20 protein-coding genes are annotated in these 18,445 nt (G+C 58.7%); 15 read left to right on the top strand and 5 right to left on the bottom strand.

The window, feature by feature from the left end:
• Nucleotides 1–73: 73 nt before the first annotated feature.
• From DWF74_RS08590 to DWF74_RS08580, 3 genes are read right to left on the bottom strand one after another with little or no spacing between them, the layout of a single operon-like run.
• The gene (locus DWF74_RS08590) at nt 74–655 is read right to left on the bottom strand and encodes a cob(I)yrinic acid a,c-diamide adenosyltransferase (RefSeq protein WP_102860547.1); all 582 of its coding nucleotides are present in this window, start codon (nt 653–655) and stop codon (nt 74–76) included.
• Between the two features lie 2 nt (nt 656–657).
• Nucleotides 658–2,694: a sensor histidine kinase gene (locus tag DWF74_RS08585; RefSeq protein ID WP_102860548.1), complete on the bottom strand. Its 2,037-nt coding sequence runs from the start codon at nt 2,692–2,694 to the stop codon at nt 658–660.
• A gap of 45 nt (nt 2,695–2,739) precedes the next feature.
• Complete coding sequence (locus DWF74_RS08580; protein WP_115580764.1) at nt 2,740–3,657, bottom strand: putative 2-dehydropantoate 2-reductase; 918 nt, start codon at nt 3,655–3,657, stop codon at nt 2,740–2,742.
• Nucleotides 3,658–3,800: 143 nt separating this feature from the next.
• Between DWF74_RS08580 and DWF74_RS08575 the strand changes: the two genes are divergently transcribed.
• Together DWF74_RS08575 and DWF74_RS08570 are read left to right on the top strand one after the other, a co-directional pair.
• A complete protein-coding gene (locus DWF74_RS08575) occupies nt 3,801–4,286 on the top strand; it encodes a YajQ family cyclic di-GMP-binding protein (protein ID WP_102860550.1) in 486 nt (161 codons plus the stop codon).
• Nucleotides 4,287–4,422: 136 nt separating this feature from the next.
• Nucleotides 4,423–5,262: a mechanosensitive ion channel family protein gene (locus DWF74_RS08570; RefSeq protein ID WP_102860551.1), complete on the top strand. Its 840-nt coding sequence runs from the start codon at nt 4,423–4,425 to the stop codon at nt 5,260–5,262.
• Between the two features lie 283 nt (nt 5,263–5,545).
• Here the strand turns inward: DWF74_RS08570 and DWF74_RS08565 are convergent, their stop codons facing one another.
• Nucleotides 5,546–6,862, bottom strand: coding sequence for an OprD family porin (locus DWF74_RS08565; protein WP_115580763.1), 1,317 nt, complete (start codon nt 6,860–6,862; stop codon nt 5,546–5,548).
• Between the two features lie 931 nt (nt 6,863–7,793).
• On the opposite strand from DWF74_RS08565, the gene DWF74_RS08560 reads away from it, so the two are divergent.
• Both DWF74_RS08560 and DWF74_RS08555 read left to right on the top strand, forming a co-directional pair.
• On the top strand, nt 7,794–8,219 hold the full coding sequence (locus DWF74_RS08560; RefSeq protein ID WP_102880691.1) for an HIT domain-containing protein: 426 nt from the start codon (nt 7,794–7,796) through the stop codon (nt 8,217–8,219).
• Between the two features lie 3 nt (nt 8,220–8,222).
• Nucleotides 8,223–8,429 (top strand): SlyX family protein, encoded by a 207-nt coding sequence (locus tag DWF74_RS08555; protein ID WP_102860554.1) that lies wholly within the window; start codon nt 8,223–8,225, stop codon nt 8,427–8,429.
• Nucleotides 8,430–8,495: 66 nt separating this feature from the next.
• Here the strand turns inward: DWF74_RS08555 and DWF74_RS30785 are convergent, their stop codons facing one another.
• A complete protein-coding gene (locus DWF74_RS30785; protein ID WP_102860555.1) occupies nt 8,496–9,101 on the bottom strand; it encodes a cold-shock protein in 606 nt (201 codons plus the stop codon).
• A 464-nt stretch (nt 9,102–9,565) separates the two neighbouring features.
• Between DWF74_RS30785 and DWF74_RS08545 the strand changes: the two genes are divergently transcribed.
• The 11 genes from DWF74_RS08545 to tolA all read left to right on the top strand — a co-directional run bounded on the left by DWF74_RS08545 (nt 9,566) and on the right by tolA (nt 18,433).
• Nucleotides 9,566–10,039 (top strand): Dps family protein, encoded by a 474-nt coding sequence (locus DWF74_RS08545; protein ID WP_011063023.1) that lies wholly within the window; start codon nt 9,566–9,568, stop codon nt 10,037–10,039.
• 188 nt (nt 10,040–10,227) lie between these two features.
• Nucleotides 10,228–10,449 carry an FmdB family zinc ribbon protein gene (locus DWF74_RS08540; RefSeq protein ID WP_010457489.1) on the top strand — a complete coding sequence of 74 codons (222 nt, stop codon included), beginning with the start codon at nt 10,228–10,230 and terminating at the stop codon, nt 10,447–10,449.
• A gap of 95 nt (nt 10,450–10,544) precedes the next feature.
• Nucleotides 10,545–12,320, top strand: a complete 1,776-nt coding sequence (gene aspS / locus DWF74_RS08535; protein WP_011063022.1) for an aspartate--tRNA ligase — start codon at nt 10,545–10,547, stop codon at nt 12,318–12,320.
• A 112-nt stretch (nt 12,321–12,432) separates the two neighbouring features.
• Nucleotides 12,433–13,179 carry a YebC/PmpR family DNA-binding transcriptional regulator gene (locus DWF74_RS08530; RefSeq protein WP_102860556.1) on the top strand — a complete coding sequence of 249 codons (747 nt, stop codon included), beginning with the start codon at nt 12,433–12,435 and terminating at the stop codon, nt 13,177–13,179.
• Between the two features lie 129 nt (nt 13,180–13,308).
• On the top strand, nt 13,309–13,833 hold the full coding sequence (gene ruvC, locus DWF74_RS08525) for a crossover junction endodeoxyribonuclease RuvC (protein WP_016963215.1): 525 nt from the start codon (nt 13,309–13,311) through the stop codon (nt 13,831–13,833).
• Nucleotides 13,834–13,947: 114 nt separating this feature from the next.
• Nucleotides 13,948–14,556 carry a Holliday junction branch migration protein RuvA gene (gene ruvA, locus DWF74_RS08520; protein ID WP_110594877.1) on the top strand — a complete coding sequence of 203 codons (609 nt, stop codon included), beginning with the start codon at nt 13,948–13,950 and terminating at the stop codon, nt 14,554–14,556.
• The gene (gene ruvB / locus DWF74_RS08515; protein ID WP_011063018.1) at nt 14,557–15,615 is read left to right on the top strand and encodes a Holliday junction branch migration DNA helicase RuvB; all 1,059 of its coding nucleotides are present in this window, start codon (nt 14,557–14,559) and stop codon (nt 15,613–15,615) included.
• A gap of 138 nt (nt 15,616–15,753) precedes the next feature.
• Nucleotides 15,754–16,221 (top strand): tol-pal system-associated acyl-CoA thioesterase, encoded by a 468-nt coding sequence (gene ybgC / locus DWF74_RS08510; protein WP_102860558.1) that lies wholly within the window; start codon nt 15,754–15,756, stop codon nt 16,219–16,221.
• Nucleotides 16,211–16,906, top strand: a complete 696-nt coding sequence (gene tolQ / locus DWF74_RS08505) for a protein TolQ (RefSeq protein WP_011063016.1) — start codon at nt 16,211–16,213, stop codon at nt 16,904–16,906. The genes ybgC and tolQ overlap by 11 nt, the downstream gene beginning before the upstream one ends.
• Before the next feature lie 13 nt (nt 16,907–16,919).
• A complete protein-coding gene (tolR, locus tag DWF74_RS08500) occupies nt 16,920–17,372 on the top strand; it encodes a protein TolR (protein WP_011063015.1) in 453 nt (150 codons plus the stop codon).
• Nucleotides 17,372–18,433 (top strand): cell envelope integrity protein TolA, encoded by a 1,062-nt coding sequence (tolA, locus tag DWF74_RS08495; protein WP_102860559.1) that lies wholly within the window; start codon nt 17,372–17,374, stop codon nt 18,431–18,433. Before tolR ends, tolA begins: the two co-directional genes overlap by 1 nt.
• Nucleotides 18,434–18,445: the final 12 nt, after the last annotated feature.

Below are 18,445 nucleotides of genomic sequence, written 5' to 3'. Positions count from 1 at the left end.
ATGGAATTGGCTTGCCAGCGCATCGTCGGTCGTTGCCCTAGGCCCGTGGTCCTGATCGCCGGCAAGCCTGCTCCTACGCGGAGGGTTTGGCGGCGGCCTGCCAGAGGATTTCGGCGATGCCCTGGCGCTTGGCAATCAGGCGCGCCGCGACGAACAGCAAGTCCGACAGGCGATTGATGTAGGCCAGTCCCACTCCCTGCAAGGGTTCCACGGCATTCAGGTGTTGGCAGCGACGCTCGGCGCTGCGAGCCAGGCTGCGGCAAACATGGGCCTGGGCGATCAGTGACGAACCACCGGGGAGGATGAAGTTCTCCAGGGGGCCCAGCTCTTCATTCCAGATATCGATGGCCGTCTCAAGACGCTCCACCTCTGCTTCATTGAGGGCTTGATACACCGGCATTGCCAGTTCGCCCCCCAGATCGAACAGCCGGTGCTGACAGGGGGCCAACACCTCGATGATTTCCTTGAAGCCCTGGCAGGTATCAGCCTGCTCTTCCAGGCCGGCCAGGAGCAGTCCCAACTGGCTGTTCAAGGTGTCGACTTCACCGATGGCTTCCACTCGAGGATGATCCTTGGCAACCCGGCGGCCGTCTCCGAGTCCGGTTTCGCCTTTGTCGCCGGTGCGGGTGTAAATCTTCGACAAGCGAAAACCCATGCTTAATTCTCCAGTGGTAGGGGTTCTTGAATCTGGGGCTGGCTGCTGGCCAGGGGCAGGCGCAAGGTAAAGCAGGTGCCTTGGCCCCGGGTCGATTGCACTTCCATTTGCCCCTTGTGGTTGTTGGTGATGATGAAGTACGACACCGACAGTCCGAGTCCGGTGCCCTGGCCGATCTCCTTGGTGGTGAAGAAGGGCTCGAAGGTGCGTTTGCGCACGCTTTCGCTCATGCCGACACCGTTGTCTTCCACCTGGATTTCCGCCCAGGGCGGATTCAGCTTGGTGCGCAGGATGATACGACCGGGTTCGCTGTCGTCCTCACGCTGGTGAATGGCCTGGGCGGCGTTCTTCAGCAGGTTGAGCAACACTTGCTCCAGCTCGTTGGCGGTGCCGGGCACGGGCCCCAGGTTCGGGTCGAACTGACGGATAATCGCCTGCCCCTTGAAGTCGAAGCCTATGGCCAGGTCAAAGTCATTGCTGGCGATTTCCACCGCCTGATCAATCAGTGCCGGCAGATCGCAGGGGGCCATCTGGCGATTGCTGCGCCGGCTGAAACTGAGCATGTGAGTGACGATCTTGGCGGCGCGGGCCCCGGCTTGTTGAATACCATCGAGCAACTGCGGCACTTCGCGGCTTTCCAGATAGTGGTTGACGGTTTGCAGTTCGACGCCGATCTGCTGCGCGTGTTCCAGGTTTTTGGGCAGATCGGGAGACAGCCGGCGACGAATGTTCTGCACGTTGTGCAGGATCGCTCCCAAAGGGTTGTTGATCTCGTGGGCCATGCCGGCCGCAAGACCACCCACCGATAGCATCTTCTCTGATTGCACCATCATTTCTTCCAGGGACAGGCGCTGGGTGATGTCGTCGATCCGAATCACCACGCCGCGACCGGCACCGCCCATCAGTGGGTAGAAGGTCAGGGCGTAGTGCTTGGCTTCCTCATCCTTGAACCAGGTCACCCGCTCGACCTTGGTGACGGTGTGCTGCTCGACGGTTTCCTTGAGTTGCGGCAGGAACGGCTTGAGGGGTTCGAAGGCGAGGAAGATCGGCTGGTTCAGGGCTTCGTCCAGGCGAGTGCCGGACAGGGCACTGGCTTCCTGGTTCCATTGGGTGACGTATAACTGCTCATCCAGGGCGATCAGCGCCGAGGGCATGGAGTCGATGATGCTGTTGAGATAGTTCTGGAAGCCGGTGAGTTTCTTCTCGATCTTGCTGCGCACCTGGACTTCCAGTTCCAGCTTGCGGTTGGTATGGCGGGTTTCCTCCGCCAGCCCCTGGGCTTGATCGTAGGCGGCCTGGGAGTCGTCCCGGGCACGTTTGAGCTGTTGTTCCCGGGCTTCGATGCGCGACAGCATGGTGTTGAAGGCTTCCGCCAGGCTGCCGATTTCATCGTGGTTGCCTCGGGAGGCGCGCAGAGAGTAGTTCTCTTCGCGAGTCACCTGGCGCGAAAGCACCTCGAGCTGGTGAATGGGCTGGGTGATCAGGCGCTTGATCTGCCGGGCGATGATCAGCCACAGCAACACGCTGAAAATCAGGATCCCCAGGCTTGCGGTGAGGGTGCCGGTGTAGAACGCCATCGGCAGTTCGCTGGTGGCCACCAGCAGCAGATGGCCAGGCGCCTGGCCCGGGCGGGGCAGGGCAATCACTTGGTTGCTGCGAAATTCGGTCAGTTGCCAGGCTTCGATGTGTCGGTAACGTTCGGGCAGCTTGAGGTGTTCACCGTGTTGCAGTTGGGCCAGGCGCATGCCCTTGCCGTCATAGAGAGCGGCCGCCCGCAGGGGGGTATAGCTGTCCAGCTCGCTGAGCAGCTTTTGCGCGTCCTCGGGAGAGTTCAGGGCCTGTGCCGCCAGGGCCGGGTTGGACACCAGCCGACCTATGGTCTGTAGCGCCTGGGGCGCCATGCTTTCCTGGGATATCCAGTAAGCGGCGCTGATAAAGGTCAGGTTGGCGACCAACAGCACGGTGGTCAGCAGGACAAGCAGGGCAGCCAGGAGCTTTTGGCCCACGGGCAGGTTTTCAAGACGCTGGCGCAATGGCATCGGCTGTATCGCTGGAAATGAGCAAGTGGGCAGCGTAGCCGCTGCTCAGTCGCTGGGCAATCCGAGTAAACGCAGGTGACTCACCAGGCGTTGCTGCAACTGTTGCAGATGAGGCAGTTGCAAGCGGTGACGGGCGGCGGCCTGGCAGGCGTAGCCCAGTAAGTAGCTGATTTCGGTCCGCCGTTGACTGGCCACATCCTGATGCATCGAGGAGTAGTTGGCAGCGGTGGCCTGGATGACCCGCTCCACCTCCTGCTGCAGGTTCTGCGCCGCAGTAGGTTGGCCGCAGCATTGCAGCAACTCGCTCAGCTCGGCGCACAAGGTTGCCACTTCGCATTGGTGTTGCTGCAGGCCGCCGTTGCGACAGTCGTGCAGCACCGTCAAAGGATTGATCGCACAATTGAGCGCCAGCTTGCGCCAGAGTCGGGTCAGTATCTGGGTGCTCCATTCGTGGGGGATGCCACTGCTGCTCAACTCATCCAGCCAGATCGGCGGGGTAGGGTGGCCTGAGTCGCCCAGCCAGGTGTAGCCATGGCCGGCGAAGACTACTCGCCAGTCACCGTCGCGAAATGCGCCTTCGGTGCTGGAGGCGGCGATGCAGCGCGCTTGGGGCACTCTGGCGGCCACCGCGTCCTGGCTGCCCAGGCCATTTTGCAGGAGGATCAATTCGGCTCCCTGGGCCAGGCGGGGGGCGATGCTTGCTACCGCGGCTTCGGCGTCGTAGGCCTTGCACGCCAGCAGCAGGCGATGGATGGGGGCGGTGCCATCGCAGGTTTCCCCGGGTATGGCCTGCAAGCTGCTTTGGCCCTGCTCCACCAGGGTCAGGCCGCCTGCCGCCTGATAGGCCTGCAGGCGTGACTGATCGCGCAGGATCAGGCGCACGGGCAAGCCGGCGCGGGCCAGGCGGGTGGCCCACAAGGTGCCGAGGCTGCCGGCGCCGAGAACATGCCAGGTCGTGGACATCAAGTTTTCGCTCTGTTTCGCAGCCCCGCAAAGGGCGCGCGGTGAAGGAGTGGAAAGACCCGTTATAATGAGCGCGGATTTTAACCGCAAGCCGGGCGTGTTCGATGTTTTGAACAGCGCCCCTTTTTATTTGGAGAGATTACATGCCGTCGTTTGACGTGGTATCCGAACTGGACAAGCACGAAGTCACCAACGCGGTGGAAAACGCCGTCAAGGAACTGGATCGCCGTTATGACCTCAAGGGCAAGGGCAGCTTCGAGTTCAAGGACAAGGAACTGACTGTCAACCTGACCGCCGAAGCTGAATTCCAGCTTGAGGCCATGATCGAGATCCTCAAGCTGGCCCTGGTCAAGCGCAAGATCGACGTGCAGTGCCTGGAGGTCAAGGACGCTTTTGCCTCGGGCAAGGTGATGAAGCAGGAAGCCGTATTAAAGGAGGGCATCGATAAAGAGCTGGCGAAGAAGATCGTCGCCCATATCAAGGATGCCAAGCTGAAAGTGCAGGCGGCGATTCAAGGCGAGCAGGTACGGGTTACCGGCAAGAAGCGCGACGACCTGCAAGAGGCCATCGCTGCTCTGCGTGCCAAGGAATTCGGCATGCCGCTGCAGTTCAACAACTTCCGCGACTGACCCACTTCTCCGGGAACCTCTAGAGCTTTTTGGCGTCCGAGGCCGGAGCTATGGCAGAAACGATTGAGCTCCAGGTGAGCCGGTCGTTCTGCCGGTCAGTCATGCACGCCGCAACCCCGGGAATCTGGAGAGATAGATGGATTTGAACGCTGAAGTAGACAACCTGGTCCGGGCTTCCCAAGCCTGGATTCCCATGATCATGGAATACGGCAGCCGGGTGCTGCTGGCGGTCATCACTCTGGCCATCGGCTGGTGGCTGATCAACAAACTGACTCATAAAGTGGGCAAGCTGCTGGCGCTGCGCAATGCCGACCTGGCGTTGCAGGGTTTTATCAGCAGCTTGGCCAACATCATTCTCAAAGTGCTGCTGATCGTCAGCGTGGCCTCGATGATTGGTGTCGAAACCACCTCTTTCGTCGCCGCGATCGGTGCTGCCGGTCTGGCCATCGGCCTGGCCTTGCAAGGCAGCCTGGCGAACTTCGCCGGCGGGGTGCTGATCCTGCTGTTCCGCCCATTTCGTATTGGCGACTTCATTGAAGCCCAGGGCATCAGCGGTAGCGTGGACAGCATTCAGATCTTCCACACCGTGTTGCGTACCGGTGACAACAAGACGGTGATCGTGCCTAACGGCAACCTGTCCAACGGCATTATTACCAACTACAACCGTCAGCCGACCCGCAAGGTAGTGTTCGACGTGGGTGTGGACTACGACGCGGATCTGCAGAAAGCCCGCGAGGTGCTGCTGGAGTTGGCGAAAGACGAACGTGTGCTGGCCGATCCTGCACCGGTAGCTGTGGTGTCCACTCTTGGAGACAGCGCGATTACCCTGTCGCTGCGGGTTTGGGTCAAGACTGAGGACTACTGGGACGTAATGTTCCAGTTCAATGAACTGTCCCGTGATCGCTTGAAGGCAGCTGGAATCGATATTCCCTTCCCGCAGCGAGTGATTCGTGTGGTTCAGGAAGCCGCTGTGTAGTAAGTCAGTTTCAAAAGTTGGCCGTACAGTCAACTAATGCTGTTCAAGACAGGGGGGGCTATCGGCCCCTTGTTTGTTTTCGAGTCTCCACCAAGAGCTAGTAGTGGGGCAGATTTTGCAGACTGTTACATAGCAACTGTCGTTGATCACTATGTTAGTTAGCTTGCTATTTTATTTTGTCTTCCACCTGATACTTTTAATGATCAAAAAAAGCCGCCGCCCTGATTAGGGGCGGCGGCTTCTATTGATATTGCGTGTTAACGCAATCTGCTAGGCAGCGTTATTACAAGATGCTCAGTGGGTACTCTACGATGATACGAACGTCGTTGTTATCTGCGGTGTAATCAGTGTTGTAAGCACCGTTTGCACGGTACACAGCACTACGCAGGCGGAACGACAGGTCTTTGGCTGGACCTTCTTGCATCACGTATTTGGTTTCGAAGTTGAACTCGTTTTCCTTGCCTTCGGTGTTCGACGAAGTGGTGATGTTGTCACCCTTCACGTAACGGGCCATGAAGCTCAGGCCAGGAACACCCAGAGTCGCCATGTTCAGGTCGTAGCGAGCCTGCCAGGAGCGCTCGTCTTCGCCGATGAAGTCAGAGATCTGGATGGAGTTGGCCACAAAGATAGTGCCGTTGCCGTCAACACCGTACTGGTAGTTGGTATCACCGGTAGAGCGTTGGTGGGCGATGGTGAATTTGTTCGGGCCGATGCTGTAGGCTGCTGCCAGGCTCCACAGTTTGTTGTCCAGCTTGCCGTACAGTTTCTTGCCATCGTCCGTGGTGCGATAGCCGTTGAAGTCGAGGTTCAGCGACTGGCTATCGGCGATCGGGAAGGTGTAGTTCAGGTTGATGTACTGCTTCTTGAAGTAGTCATCGACCTTGGACGTTGCCACGCCACCGACGAAGTTATCGGTGAACTGGTAGGTAGCGCCAGCGAAGTCAGCGGAAGTCAGACCTGGGTTTTTCAGGCCAGTGTCGCCGTTACGGCCGTTGATGCTGTCGTTGTACTGACCGGTCTGCGAGCGCAGGGCGGTGAAGTGACCCGCATTCAGCTCCAGGCCTTTGATCTCGTTACTGGTGATCAAGGTACCGGTGGCGACTTCAGGCAGGAGACGGCTGTCGTCGGTGGAGAATACTGGGCTGGCAACCATTTGATTACCGTACTTGAGTACGGTATCGGAGATGCGGAACTTGACTGCGCCACCTACAGCAGACGAGTCTTTTTCAGGCTCGCCCAGGCGGTTGTTGGCTGCCATGCCGTTACCGGAACGACCAGCACCACCATCCAGCTTGATCACACCCATGGCGAAAGCGTCAACGCCTACACCTACGGTGCCTTGAGTGAAGCCGGAGCTGTACTGCAGCAGTTCACTCAGGCCGGTGTCTTGGCGATAGCCGCTTTTGAAAGTGCCATCGTCGCGCTGACGGTTACCTGCACCGTTCTTGAAGTCACGGTTCATGTACTCAAGACGGGTTTTCGCGGTCAGGGTGCTGTCTTCGATAAAGCCCTTTGCGTCGTCCTGGGAGGACGCGATTGCGAACTGCGAGGTGCCTGCTGATACAGCCAGGGCGATCATGCTCCACTTCATCACGCGCATCGTGATTTGCTCCTTTGGTTTTAGAAGAGTACTGCCGTCCCACCTGTTTTATTATCTGGGCGGCTCTTTCTTTTTGTGTCGGCGCAAACTTATATCACGCTGACAATGTTGGCGATACTTGCCTATCTATCCTTTCAGCTTCTTTACGACCCTGTCGCAAATTGCTCGATTGGTGTCGCAATTCTGCAGCCAGTCTGTATCCGGACCAACAACTTATGCAGTGTTCTTCGAAGCAATATCACGAGGAATTGAGCCCCCCCATGTACACACTCTACAAAGCACCGCGGGGCAACCCTGCCACTCTTATTATGAGTCTGTGACGGGCCACTTCGGGTGGTCCGCCGCAGACAATGTCGGGTTGAATGCAACAAGCGTGCACAAACCGATTTTGCCCCGTGTTTTTTCTGCTGGGCGGCATGCTGACCTGTAAAAACCGCATAAAATCGCTCTTCCAAGCGTCTTTTTGTTTGGCTTGACGCCATGCTCTTCCTGGTGCAGGGCTGTGCAATAAGTTGCACAGCGTGCCAAAACGTTACCGCCGCACACTGCAAAGTGAGTAGACGGCGGATGCTTGAGGATTCCAGCGTAGACCGTCTGTACGATTCTGGTGCAAAACTTTTGCAACGCTGTGCACGGTTCATACAGTCATGGGCAAGTAGGGTGAGGAACATCAATGGCTTGGCCAGTCACTTTTCGGGTGTTTCCTGTGCCTTGTACGCAAATGGTGCGAAGCGCCGGAAAGTGTCCTGCTGTGGGGCGTGGCTCTTGCATTGAGGTGGCTCCTTGCCAAGTGGTGCGGGGGCGCTATCCGGGCTCAGGCTCATTGATCATGAAGCCCGATGCATTCGCAGGTATGCTGCGCGTCTGTCGCCTGGCCAGTGCCGTTGATGCTGAAAACCAGGCTGGAATGAGTTGAGCGGGAGTAAGCGCGGTGTTCACTTTAGATTCACGGCTGCAACAAGACACATTGCCCATCGGGGATTTCCCCCTCTGCCGGTTGTTGCTGTCCAATGATGCAAACTATCCCTGGTTCATCCTGGTACCACGTCGGGAAGATATCAGTGAGTTGTTTCAGCTGGATGTCACCGACCAGCAGCAACTGTGGCGGGAAACCACGGCTCTGGCTGAAGTCCTCAAGGACTCCTTCGACGCCGACAAGATGAATGTGGCGACCCTGGGTAATGTGGTCAGCCAGTTGCATATGCATGTGATCGTGCGTAAGCGTGATGATGCCGCCTGGCCCGCGCCGGTTTGGGGCAAGCATCCGGCCAAGCCGTATAGTGCGCAGCAGGTTGAGGCGATCCGTGATCGGTTGCGGGTGGTGTTGGCCGATGATTTCCAGTTTCTGGAGGACTGAGCTATGAGCCTGGAAGAACGTGTAACCGATCTGGAGAGCCGTCTGGCGTTCCAGGATGACACCATTCAAGCCTTGAACGATGTGCTGGTATCGCAACAGAAGGTTGTGGAACGCCTGCAGTTGCAGATGAGTGCCTTGCTCAAGCGTCAGGAAGAAATGGTCGGGCAGTTCGAATCTTTCGAGGAGGAGGCGCCGCCGCCACATTATTGAGGGAGAGCAGGTGTCTTTGATGCATAAAAAAACCGCGCCTTGGCGCGGTTTTTTTGTGGGCGTGGATCAGCGGCGTGGCAATGCGGCGATGACATCTTCGGCTTGCAGGCCCTTGTCGCGGTTCATCACCGAAAACTCTACGCGCTGGCCTTCTACCAGGACACGGTGGCCTTCTCCGCGAATGGCGCGAAAGTGCACGAAGATATCGTCCCCGGAGTCCCGGGAGATAAAGCCGAAACCCTTGGAGGTGTTGAACCACTTCACGGTGCCGGTATCGCGATTGCTCATGTCGTAAGTAGGCGCAGTGGAGGCCGCCGGTGAGGACTTGTAAAAGCTGATGGCCAGATGCAGGGCCACGGCGAGCACAGCGATCAACAAACTGGCCAGGACTGCCGGTTGGCCGCCAATGACAGGCATGGGTGCCAGCAGGGTGAGGGTTTGCAGGACCACAACCAGCACCAGCAGGGCACTGACCAGGTTCTGCAGATGATGGCGCGAGCCTTTGTTCCAGTAAGGGATAACTGGAGCGAGGATCAGGTTGAGCAGGCCGAAAAGGGCCAGGTAAATAGCATCGGGTTGTTGCAGGTAGGGAATTGCGTCGGATCTAAGGCTCGGAATCAAGGACAGCAGCAGAGCTGCAATGCCTGTCAGCAGGTGGACTATTTTCAACATTTTGATTAACTCACGTTAAGAAGGAAGCACAAGGAAGAGCTGATTACGCACGGTTCGCTTCTGAACAAATAGGTGAGGCGGTGGTTACGTACGCGGTGTCAGCCTATGCGCGCTGGCCGAAGAAATAGGCAACAGCGACACGGGCTCTATTTAACAGCAAAGCCCAGGCCTTCTCAAATCAGCAGCGGCACGTTGGCGGGGGGCGCAAATGCCGTGGCTCAGGCGGTGGGTTCGCAGTATTGGGCAAAGGCCTGTTCTAGACGGATGGCAGAGGGTTTTCCAAGGAACGTCGGTTTTTCCCTGCTGTCGAAATCGGCTCGAACTCAAGGCTTAAACGCCTTGGCTGGGCCGCGAGACAATCCACCGCAGGCTGATCGACGATCCTGGTCGGCGAGCGAGCAGTACTCTTGCTAGAGTGGTCCGGCAGCTGATTGGGTGAATCCATCCCGTTAACGGAGAGAAACATGGCAATTGATATCGGTATCAGCGAAGAAGATCGTAAATCCATCGTCGACGGCCTTTCCCGTCTGCTTTCGGATACCTACGTGTTGTACCTGAAAACCCATAACTTCCATTGGAACGTCACCGGTCCACAGTTTCGTACTCTGCACCTGATGTTCGAGGAGCAATACAACGAACTGGCCCTGGCCGTCGACCTGATTGCCGAACGTATCCGTGCCTTGGGCTTCCCGGCTCCGGGTGCCTATTCCATTTATGCCCGACTGTCCTCGATCAAGGAGGAGGAGGGCGTGCCGGCGGCTGAAGAAATGATCAAGCAGCTGGTGGCCGGTCAGGAAGCGGTAACCCGCACCGCCCGCGGCATCTTTCCGTTGCTGGACAAGGTCAGCGATGAACCGACAGCGGATCTGCTGACCCAACGTATGCAGGTGCATGAAAAAACCGCATGGATGCTGCGTTCTCTGCTGGAAAATCGTTAAGCCTGTAATCGCGAATGGCGCCCCGGGCGTCATTCGCGCCTTTTCACAGCGTCCGCTATCTATATGGTCATACGGCTGCACAGGGCCGATTTAATGGATATAATCCCGCTCTTTGCTAAGTAGCCCGAGCTTTGGCGTGGGCTCTGGCTGTAGTTCAAGCAGTAATCTGGATCGCCGAGACGCCCCCCATGCCCATGTACGACTACCAATGCGCTTCCTGTGGTCATCAGTTGGAAGCCATTCAAAAGATCAGCGCCGCGCCGCTGGTCGACTGCCCTGCCTGCCAGGCGCCTGAGCTGAAAAAGATGCTGTCCATGCCTGGTTTCCGCCTCAGCGGTACCGGCTGGTATGAAACCGACTTCAAGACCGGCTCCAAGAAGAATCTGGCCGGTGGCGACAAAGCTGACTAAGTTGAACGACACGCGCGAGTTCTTGCACTATCCGGCACCTTGAGGTGCGCAAGGCCTCCATCGAATTTCGAATTACGAGAAGTGAAACCACTACCATGATGCGCAGCCATTATTGCGGCCAACTGAACGAAAGCCTGGAAGGTCAGGAAGTAACCCTTTGCGGATGGGTCCACCGTCGCCGTGACCATGGCGGAGTGATTTTCCTCGATATCCGTGATCGTGAAGGTCTGGCCCAGGTGGTGTTCGACCCGGACCGCGCTGAAACCTTCGCCGCCGCCGACCGCGTGCGCAGTGAATACGTAGTCAAGATCACCGGCAAGGTGCGTCTGCGCCCGGCCGGTGCCGGCAACGCCAACATGGCTTCGGGCATGATCGAAGTCCTGGGCTACGAGCTGGAAGTGCTGAACGAAGCGGAAACCCCGCCGTTCCCGCTCAACGAATACTCCGACGTGGGTGAAGAAACCCGTCTGCGCTATCGCTTTATCGACCTGCGCCGTCCGGAAATGGCCGAGAAGCTGCGTCTGCGTTCGCGCATGACCACCAGCATCCGTCGCTACCTGGACGAGAACGGTTTCCTCGACGTGGAAACCCCGATCCTGACTCGCGCCACTCCGGAAGGCGCCCGCGACTATCTGGTGCCGAGCCGTACCCATGCCGGCAGCTTCTTCGCCTTGCCGCAATCGCCACAGCTGTTCAAGCAACTGCTGATGGTGGCTGGCTTCGACCGCTACTACCAGATCGCCAAGTGCTTCCGTGACGAAGACCTGCGTGCCGACCGTCAGCCTGAGTTCACTCAGATCGACATCGAGACCAGCTTCCTCGACGAAAAAGACATCATGGGCCTGACCGAAGGCATGATCCGCAACCTGTTCAAGGAAGTGCTGGGTCTGGAGTTCGGCGAATTCCCGCACATGACCTTTGAAGAAGCCATGCGTCGCTACGGTTCCGACAAGCCGGACCTGCGCAACCCGCTGGAACTGGTGGACGTTGCCGACCAGCTCAAGGAAGTGGAATTCAAGGTCTTCAGCGGCCCGGCCAACGATCCGAAATGCCGTATCGCCGCCCTGCGCGTTCCTGGCGGGGCGAGCATGCCGCGCAAGCAGATCGATGATTACACCAAGTTTGTCGGCATCTACGGTGCCAAGGGCCTGGCGTACATCAAGGTCAACGAGCGCGCCAAGGGTGTTGAAGGCCTGCAATCGCCGATCGTGAAAAACATTCCGGAAGCCAACCTGAACGTGATCCTGGATCGCGTGGGTGCGGTCGACGGCGATATCGTGTTCTTTGGTGCCGACAAGGCCAAGATCGTCAGCGAAGCCCTGGGCGCCCTGCGCATCAAGCTCGGTCACGACCTGAACCTGCTGACCTGCGAATGGGCTCCGATGTGGGTAGTCGACTTCCCGATGTTCGAAGAGAACGACGACGGTAGCTTCACCGCCTTGCACCACCCGTTCACCGCACCGAAATGCTCGCCTGAAGAGCTGGAGGCCAACCCGGCTACCGCTCTGTCGCGCGCTTACGACATGGTTCTGAACGGCACCGAGCTGGGTGGCGGTTCGATCCGTATCCACCGCAAGGAAATGCAGCAAGCGGTGTTCCGCCTGCTGGGTATCAGCGAAGCCGAGCAGGAAGAGAAGTTCGGCTTCCTGCTGGACGCCCTCAAATACGGCGCGCCGCCGCACGGTGGCCTGGCCTTCGGTCTGGACCGTCTGGTGATGCTGATGACCGGCGCCCAGTCGATCCGTGAAGTGATCGCCTTCCCGAAAACCCAGAGCGCGGCCTGCGTCATGACTCAGGCACCGGGTCTGGTGGATGCCAAGGCTCTGCGCGAGCTGCACATCCGTCTGCGTGAACAGCCTAAGGCTGAATAAGCCGGCCCGATAAGGCGCACCTTCGGGTGCGCTTTTTCTATGGGTCGAGTTTTTGTTGCCCGTACCCGCCAAGTGGCACGGGCGATGTTTCAAAGAGAATTTGGAGCAAGTTATGGCAGGTCATTCCAAGTGGGCGAACATCAAGCACCGCAAAGAGCGTCAGGATGCCAAGAGAGGCAAGATCTTCACCAAGTGGATTCGTGAGCTGACTGTTGCCGCCCGCCAGGGCGGTGGCGATCCGAACTCCAATCCACGCCTGCGCCTGGCCCTGGACAAGGCCCTGGGCGCCAACATGAGTCGCGACATCATCGATCGTGCCATCGCCCGTGGCACCGGCGCTGCCGGCAGCGACGACGTGGTCGAGCTGACTTATGAAGGTTACGGCCCCAACGGCGTGGCGGTGATGGTCGAATGCATGACCGACAACCGCAACCGTACAGCGGCTGCTGTTCGTCATGCCTTCAGCAAATGCGGCGGCAATCTGGGCACCGACGGTTCGGTGGCCTATCTGTTCGAGCGCAAGGGGCAGATCACCTTCGCCGAAGGTGTCGATGAAGACGCGCTGATGGAAGCAGCGATGGAAGCCGATGCCGACGACGTGGTCACCAACGAAGACGGTTCCATCGACGTGTTCACCTCGTTCGCCGGTTTCTATGGCGTGCGCAATGCCCTGGAAGCGGCAGGTTTCACTGCTGCGGACGCAGAAATCGTCATGCTGCCCACCACCAGTGCCGAACTGGATCTGGAAGGCGCGGAAAAGGTTCTCAAGCTGATCGACATGCTGGAAGACCTGGATGACGTGCAGAACGTCTATTCCAACGCCGATATTCCTGAGTCGGTTGCCGAGCAGCTCGGCTGATTCAACTGCACTAACCTTGAGGCCGGATGTGCGAAGCCGCGAGTGTTACGCGGCGGGGTGCCTCCGGCTTCTGCCTTTTCGCTGTTCCGGTCGTGGCCGGCAAGCCTCTTTATTCAAGCAGCAGGCGTTATGACTCTTATTCTTGGCATCGACCCCGGTTCGCGCATTACCGGCTATGGCGTGGTTCGAGACACGGGGCGCGGCTGTGTGTACGTGGCCTCCGGTTGCATCCGTACCGGCGCCGGCGAATTGCCCGAACGGCTGCAGATCGTCTATCGCGGTGTTCGTGAGGTCATCCAGACCTACGGTCCGGTGACCATGGGGATCGAGAAGGTGTTCATGGCGCGCAATGCCGACTCGGCGCTGAAGCTCGGTCAGGCACGTGGCGCGGCGATTGTCGCCGGCGCCGAAGAAGGACTGGAGATTGCCGAGTACACCGCCACCCAGGTCAAGCAGGCCGTGGCCGGTACCGGCGGCGCCAATAAGGAACAGGTGCAAATGATGGTCATGCACCTGCTCAAATTGACCACCAAGCCGCAGATCGATGCCTCGGACGCCCTGGCCATCGCCATCTGTCACGCCCACACCCGTTCCAGTCTGCTGCCTCATGGGTTGGGAACGGCACGCAGTCGTGGCGGTCGCTTGCGTCTCTGATAGCATCAGCGCAGTCATTTTAGGAGTGGAGCGTTGCGCGGCCGAGTCCCCGGCCCGCACGCTTGCTCTGTGAGTCGCCAGCTGCGGGCTGGCCATCGCCTAAGGATCTGAAACGTGATTGGACGCTTGCGCGGCACTCTGGCTGAGAAACAGCCGCCGCACCTGATTCTTGATGTAAATGGGCTGGGGTATGAAGTCGAAGTGCCGATGACCACCCTGTATCGCCTGCCGTCGGTCGGCGAACCCCTGACCTTGCACACCCATTTGGTCGTCCGCGAGGATGCGCAGTTACTCTACGGCTTCGCCAGCAAGCGCGAGCGAGACTTTTTCCGCGAGTTGATCCGTCTCAACGGTGTGGGCCCGAAACTGGCCCTGGCCTTGATGTCCAGCCTTGAGGTGGATGAGCTGGTGCGTTGCGTGCAGGCCCAGGACACCTCGGCCTTGACCAAGGTGCCCGGGGTCGGCAAGAAAACCGCCGAGCGCTTGCTGGTAGAGCTCAAGGACCGCTTCAAAGCCTGGGAAACCGTACCGAGCATGTTTGCCCTGGTGCCGAACCAGCCGGATGCGCCGGTGCCGGTGGCCAGCGCCGAGTCGGATGCGGTCAGTGCGCTGATCTCCCTGGGTTACAAGCCGCAGGAAGCCAGCAAGGCGGTTTCCGCGATCAAAGACAAAGGCTTGAGCAGTGAAGACATGATCCGCCGAGCCCTGAAGGGAATGATTTAAGTGATTGAAGCTGACCGTCTGATCGCCGCCACGGGCCCCCGTGAGCGCGAGGAAATCCAGGACCGGGCGATTCGTCCAGTCAGTCTGGCCGACTATATTGGCCAGCCTAGCGTGCGCGAGCAGATGGAGCTGTTCATCCAGGCGGCCCGCGGGCGCAACGAGTCTTTGGATCACACCTTGATCTTCGGCCCTCCGGGGCTGGGCAAGACCACCCTGGCCAACATCATTGCCGAGGAAATGGGGGTATCGATCAAGAGCACTTCCGGCCCGGTGCTGGAGCGCCCCGGTGATCTGGCGGCGCTGCTGACCAATCTTGAACCCCATGACGTACTGTTTATCGACGAGATTCATCGGCTGTCGCCGATCGTCGAGGAAGTGCTGTACCCGGCCATGGAGGACTTCCAGCTCGACATCATGATCGGCGAAGGCCCTGCGGCGCGCTCGATCAAACTGGACCTGCCGCCGTTCACTCTGGTGGGGGCGACCACGCGTGCGGGGATGCTGACCAACCCGTTGCGCGATCGTTTCGGTATCGTCCAGCGCCTGGAGTTCTACAGCACGGCGGATCTGGCGACCATTGTCAGTCGTTCCGCCGGCATTCTCGGCTTGCCGTTGGACCCGGAGGGCGCCTTCGAGGTGGCTCGGCGTGCCCGGGGTACTCCGCGGATCGCCAATCGGCTGTTGCGCCGGGTGCGGGATTTTGCCGAAGTGCGAGCCAAGGGCCATATCACCAAGCCGATCGCTGATCTGGCACTGAACCTGCTGGACGTTGATGAGCGTGGCTTCGACCACCAGGACCGGCGTCTACTGCTGACCATGATCGAGAAGTTCGACGGTGGCCCGGTAGGGGTCGACAGCCTGGCTGCGGCCATCAGCGAAGAGCGTCATACCATCGAGGATGTGCTGGAACCGTACCTGATCCAGCAGGGCTACATCATGCGTACCCCTCGTGGTCGTGTGGTGACCCGGCATGCGTACCTGCACTTCGGTCTAAACATTCCGTCACGAATGGGGGACATGCCCGTGGTAGACGAATTCCTCGATGCCGTGGACGATTAGTAACCCGCGCCTTGTCGATTTATTCGGGGTTTGTGCTGTCCTAGGGACTGGCGTCGTTAAAACTTCACGAAAAGTCGTTCAAGAATGAAAAAACAGTTGCCTGGCCGGATTGGCAACCTGAGGAGTAAGCACTAGAGTATGCGCGCGCAAAACGGGCTTGAGCCGTTCGCACATCGTTGTCGCGTTTATTACGAGGACACCGATGCCGGCGGCATCGTGTATTACGTTAATTACCTTAAGTTTATGGAGCGGGCTCGAACCGAGCGGCTACGACACCTGGGCTTTGCCCAATCGCAGCTGGCAGGGGAGAACCTGTTATTCGTCGTGCATTCCAGCGAAGCGCGTTATCACGCGCCGGCGCGACTGGACGACGAGCTTCTGGTCAGTGCCCAAGTCACCGAATTGAACCGGGTCAGCCTGCGCTTCACTCAGCAGGTCAGGCGATCCACGGATAATGCGCTGCTCTGTGAGGGGCAGTTCCTGGTGGCCTGTGTGCGCGCCGACACTTTCAAACCCCGCGCCATTCCAGACGCTCTGCGTACGGCCTTTGCCGACGAGAGCAGCGCGGGTACACACTCAGAGCAGGAGATAAAGCGTGGAAGCTAACGTCGTCGACCATTCCTCCATGTGGAGCCTGGTCAGCAATGCCAGCGTTGTAGTGCAGTTGGTAATGCTGACCCTGGTTGCCGCATCGGTGACTTCATGGATCATGATCTTTCAGCGCAGCAACCTGCTGCGCGCCGGTCGACGTGCCCTGGAGAGCTTCGAAGAGCGCTTCTGGTCCGGTATCGACCTGTCCAAGCTGTACCGTCAGGCGGGCAGCAACCCTGACCCGGATTCGGGCGTAGAGCAGATCTTCCGTGCCGGTTTCAAGGAGTTCTCCCGTCTGCGCCAGCAACCAGGCGTCGATCCTGAAGCGGTCATGGAAGGCGTGGCCCGCGCCATGCGTGTAGCGATTTCCCGCGAAGAAGAAAAGCTCGAACAGAGCCTGCCGTTCCTCGCCACCGTCGGTTCGGTCAGCCCGTACATCGGTCTGTTCGGTACTGTCTGGGGGATCATGAACTCCTTCCGCGGCCTGGCTCAGGCACAGCAAGCGACCCTGGCCACTGTGGCCCCGGGTATCGCCGAAGCTCTGATCGCTACGGCCATCGGCCTGTTCGCGGCCATCCCGGCGGTGATCGCCTACAACCGTTTCGCCGCTCGTGGCGAGACGCTGATCAGCCGCTACTACACCTTCGCCGACGAGTTCCAGGCGATCCTGCACCGTAAAGTGCACACCAGCGAAGAGTGAGCAGGTAAACCCAATGGCCCGAGTTCGCCACAAACGCAAGCCGGTTGCCGAGATGAACGTGGTGCCCTACATCGACGTGATGTTGGTACTGCTGGTTATCTTCATGGTGACCGCGCCGATGCTCAACCAGGGCGTGAAAGTTGATCTGCCCAAGGTTTCCAGTGAAGCCTTGCCCCAGGACAACAACACCCAGGTACTGACCATTTCGATCAAGGCTGACAAGACCTACTACTGGAACCTTGGCAGTGAAGTCGACACCGAAAAGCAACAGGACAAGGCGATGACCTTGCCGCAGATGACCGACGCGGTGACCAAGATCATCCGTGCCGGCAACGAAGGCGGCAAACACACCCAGGTGTTCATTCGCGGTGATAAATCCGTCGACTACGGCGCCGTGATGGGTGCCATGGGCGGCCTGCAGAAAGCCGGAGTCGGTAACGTTGGCTTGATTACCGAGGCGCCCTGATGCACCAACAGCGAGAGCCGTCCGCCTCGGAAAGCTACTTCTGGCCTAGTGTCTGGGCAATTGCCTTGCACGTGCTGGTGTTTGGCATGCTGTTCGTCAGCTTCGCCATGACCCCGGAATTGCCCCCGGCCAAGCCGATCGTCCAGGCGACCCTGTATCAGCTGAAATCCAAGAGCCCGGCGACCACCCAGACCAATCAAAAAATTGCGGGTGAGGCGAAGAAATCCGCCGCGCGTCAGACCGAAGCCGAGCAGTTGGAGCAGAAGAAGGTCGAGCAGGAAGAGATCAAGGCTGCGGAACAAAAGAAAGAAGAGGCTGCTCAAAAGGCCGCGGAAGCGAAAAAGGCCGATGAAGCCAAGAAAGCTGACGAGGCGAAGAAGGCTGATGAAGCCAAGAAAGCTGCGGAAGCCAAGAAGGCTGAAGAGAAGCAATTGGCTGATGTAGCCAAGAAGAAAGCCGAAGAAGAAGCCAAGAAAGCCGCGGAAGAAGAGGCCAAGAAAAAGGCCGCTGAAGAAGCGAAGAAGAAAATCGTCGAAGACGCGAAGAAGAAAGCCGCGGAAGACGCGAAGAAGAAAGCTGAAGCTGACGAGGCGAAGAAAAAGATCGCTGAGGATGCGAAGAAAAAAGCTGCTGCCGACGCCGCGAAGAAAAAGGCCCAGGAAGCAGCGCGCAAATCTGCCGAAGAGAAAAAGGCTCAGGCCCTGGCAGACTTGCTATCCGATACGCCGGAGCGTGAAGCCACGAAGTCGGATGAGGTGGGGGACAGTGTCGCGGGCAGTTTCGATGACCTGATTCGTATCCGTGCAGCGGAAGGCTGGGCTCGTCCTCCTTCGGCGCGCAAGGGCATGACGGTGGAACTGCGGATCGGCATGTTGCCTGATGGCACGGTGACTACGGTTAGCGTGATCAAGTCCAGTGGTGATGGTCCGTTCGACGCTTCGGCGGTGGCGGCAGTCAAGAATATTGGGCGTTTGACAGAAATGCAGGGTTTGAGTCCGAAGGACTTCGCTCCCTATCGTTCATTCAAGATGACATTCACACCTGAGGATCTAGCCTTGTGAGAAACCTTCTTC

It is taken from the genome of Pseudomonas protegens (assembly GCF_003363755.1).
GTDB classification, from domain to species: domain Bacteria; phylum Pseudomonadota; class Gammaproteobacteria; order Pseudomonadales; family Pseudomonadaceae; genus Aquipseudomonas; species Aquipseudomonas danubii.
This window is presented reverse-complemented; position numbering and strand designations above follow the sequence as displayed.

What these genes read in the sequence shown, in the direction of transcription:
- DWF74_RS08575 (WP_102860550.1), top strand. Translation starts at nt 3,801, where the DNA reads ATGCCGTCGTTTGACGTGGTATCCGAACTGGACAAGCACGAAGTCACC.
- DWF74_RS08570 (WP_102860551.1), top strand. Translation starts at nt 4,423, where the DNA reads ATGGATTTGAACGCTGAAGTAGACAACCTGGTCCGGGCTTCCCAAGCC.
- DWF74_RS08580 (WP_115580764.1), bottom strand. Translation starts at nt 3,657, where the DNA reads ATGTCCACGACCTGGCATGTTCTCGGCGCCGGCAGCCTCGGCACCTTG.
- DWF74_RS08530 (WP_102860556.1), top strand. Translation starts at nt 12,433, where the DNA reads ATGGCAGGTCATTCCAAGTGGGCGAACATCAAGCACCGCAAAGAGCGT.
- ruvC (WP_016963215.1), top strand. Translation starts at nt 13,309, where the DNA reads ATGACTCTTATTCTTGGCATCGACCCCGGTTCGCGCATTACCGGCTAT.
- DWF74_RS08545 (WP_011063023.1), top strand. Translation starts at nt 9,566, where the DNA reads ATGGCAATTGATATCGGTATCAGCGAAGAAGATCGTAAATCCATCGTC.
- aspS (WP_011063022.1), top strand. Translation starts at nt 10,545, where the DNA reads ATGATGCGCAGCCATTATTGCGGCCAACTGAACGAAAGCCTGGAAGGT.
- DWF74_RS08585 (WP_102860548.1), bottom strand. Translation starts at nt 2,694, where the DNA reads ATGCCATTGCGCCAGCGTCTTGAAAACCTGCCCGTGGGCCAAAAGCTC.
- tolA (WP_102860559.1), top strand. Translation starts at nt 17,372, where the DNA reads ATGCACCAACAGCGAGAGCCGTCCGCCTCGGAAAGCTACTTCTGGCCT.
- ybgC (WP_102860558.1), top strand. Translation starts at nt 15,754, where the DNA reads ATGCGCGCGCAAAACGGGCTTGAGCCGTTCGCACATCGTTGTCGCGTT.
- DWF74_RS08540 (WP_010457489.1), top strand. Translation starts at nt 10,228, where the DNA reads ATGCCCATGTACGACTACCAATGCGCTTCCTGTGGTCATCAGTTGGAA.
- DWF74_RS08590 (WP_102860547.1), bottom strand. Translation starts at nt 655, where the DNA reads ATGGGTTTTCGCTTGTCGAAGATTTACACCCGCACCGGCGACAAAGGC.
- tolR (WP_011063015.1), top strand. Translation starts at nt 16,920, where the DNA reads ATGGCCCGAGTTCGCCACAAACGCAAGCCGGTTGCCGAGATGAACGTG.
- DWF74_RS30785 (WP_102860555.1), bottom strand. Translation starts at nt 9,101, where the DNA reads ATGTTGAAAATAGTCCACCTGCTGACAGGCATTGCAGCTCTGCTGCTG.
- DWF74_RS08565 (WP_115580763.1), bottom strand. Translation starts at nt 6,862, where the DNA reads ATGCGCGTGATGAAGTGGAGCATGATCGCCCTGGCTGTATCAGCAGGC.
- DWF74_RS08555 (WP_102860554.1), top strand. Translation starts at nt 8,223, where the DNA reads ATGAGCCTGGAAGAACGTGTAACCGATCTGGAGAGCCGTCTGGCGTTC.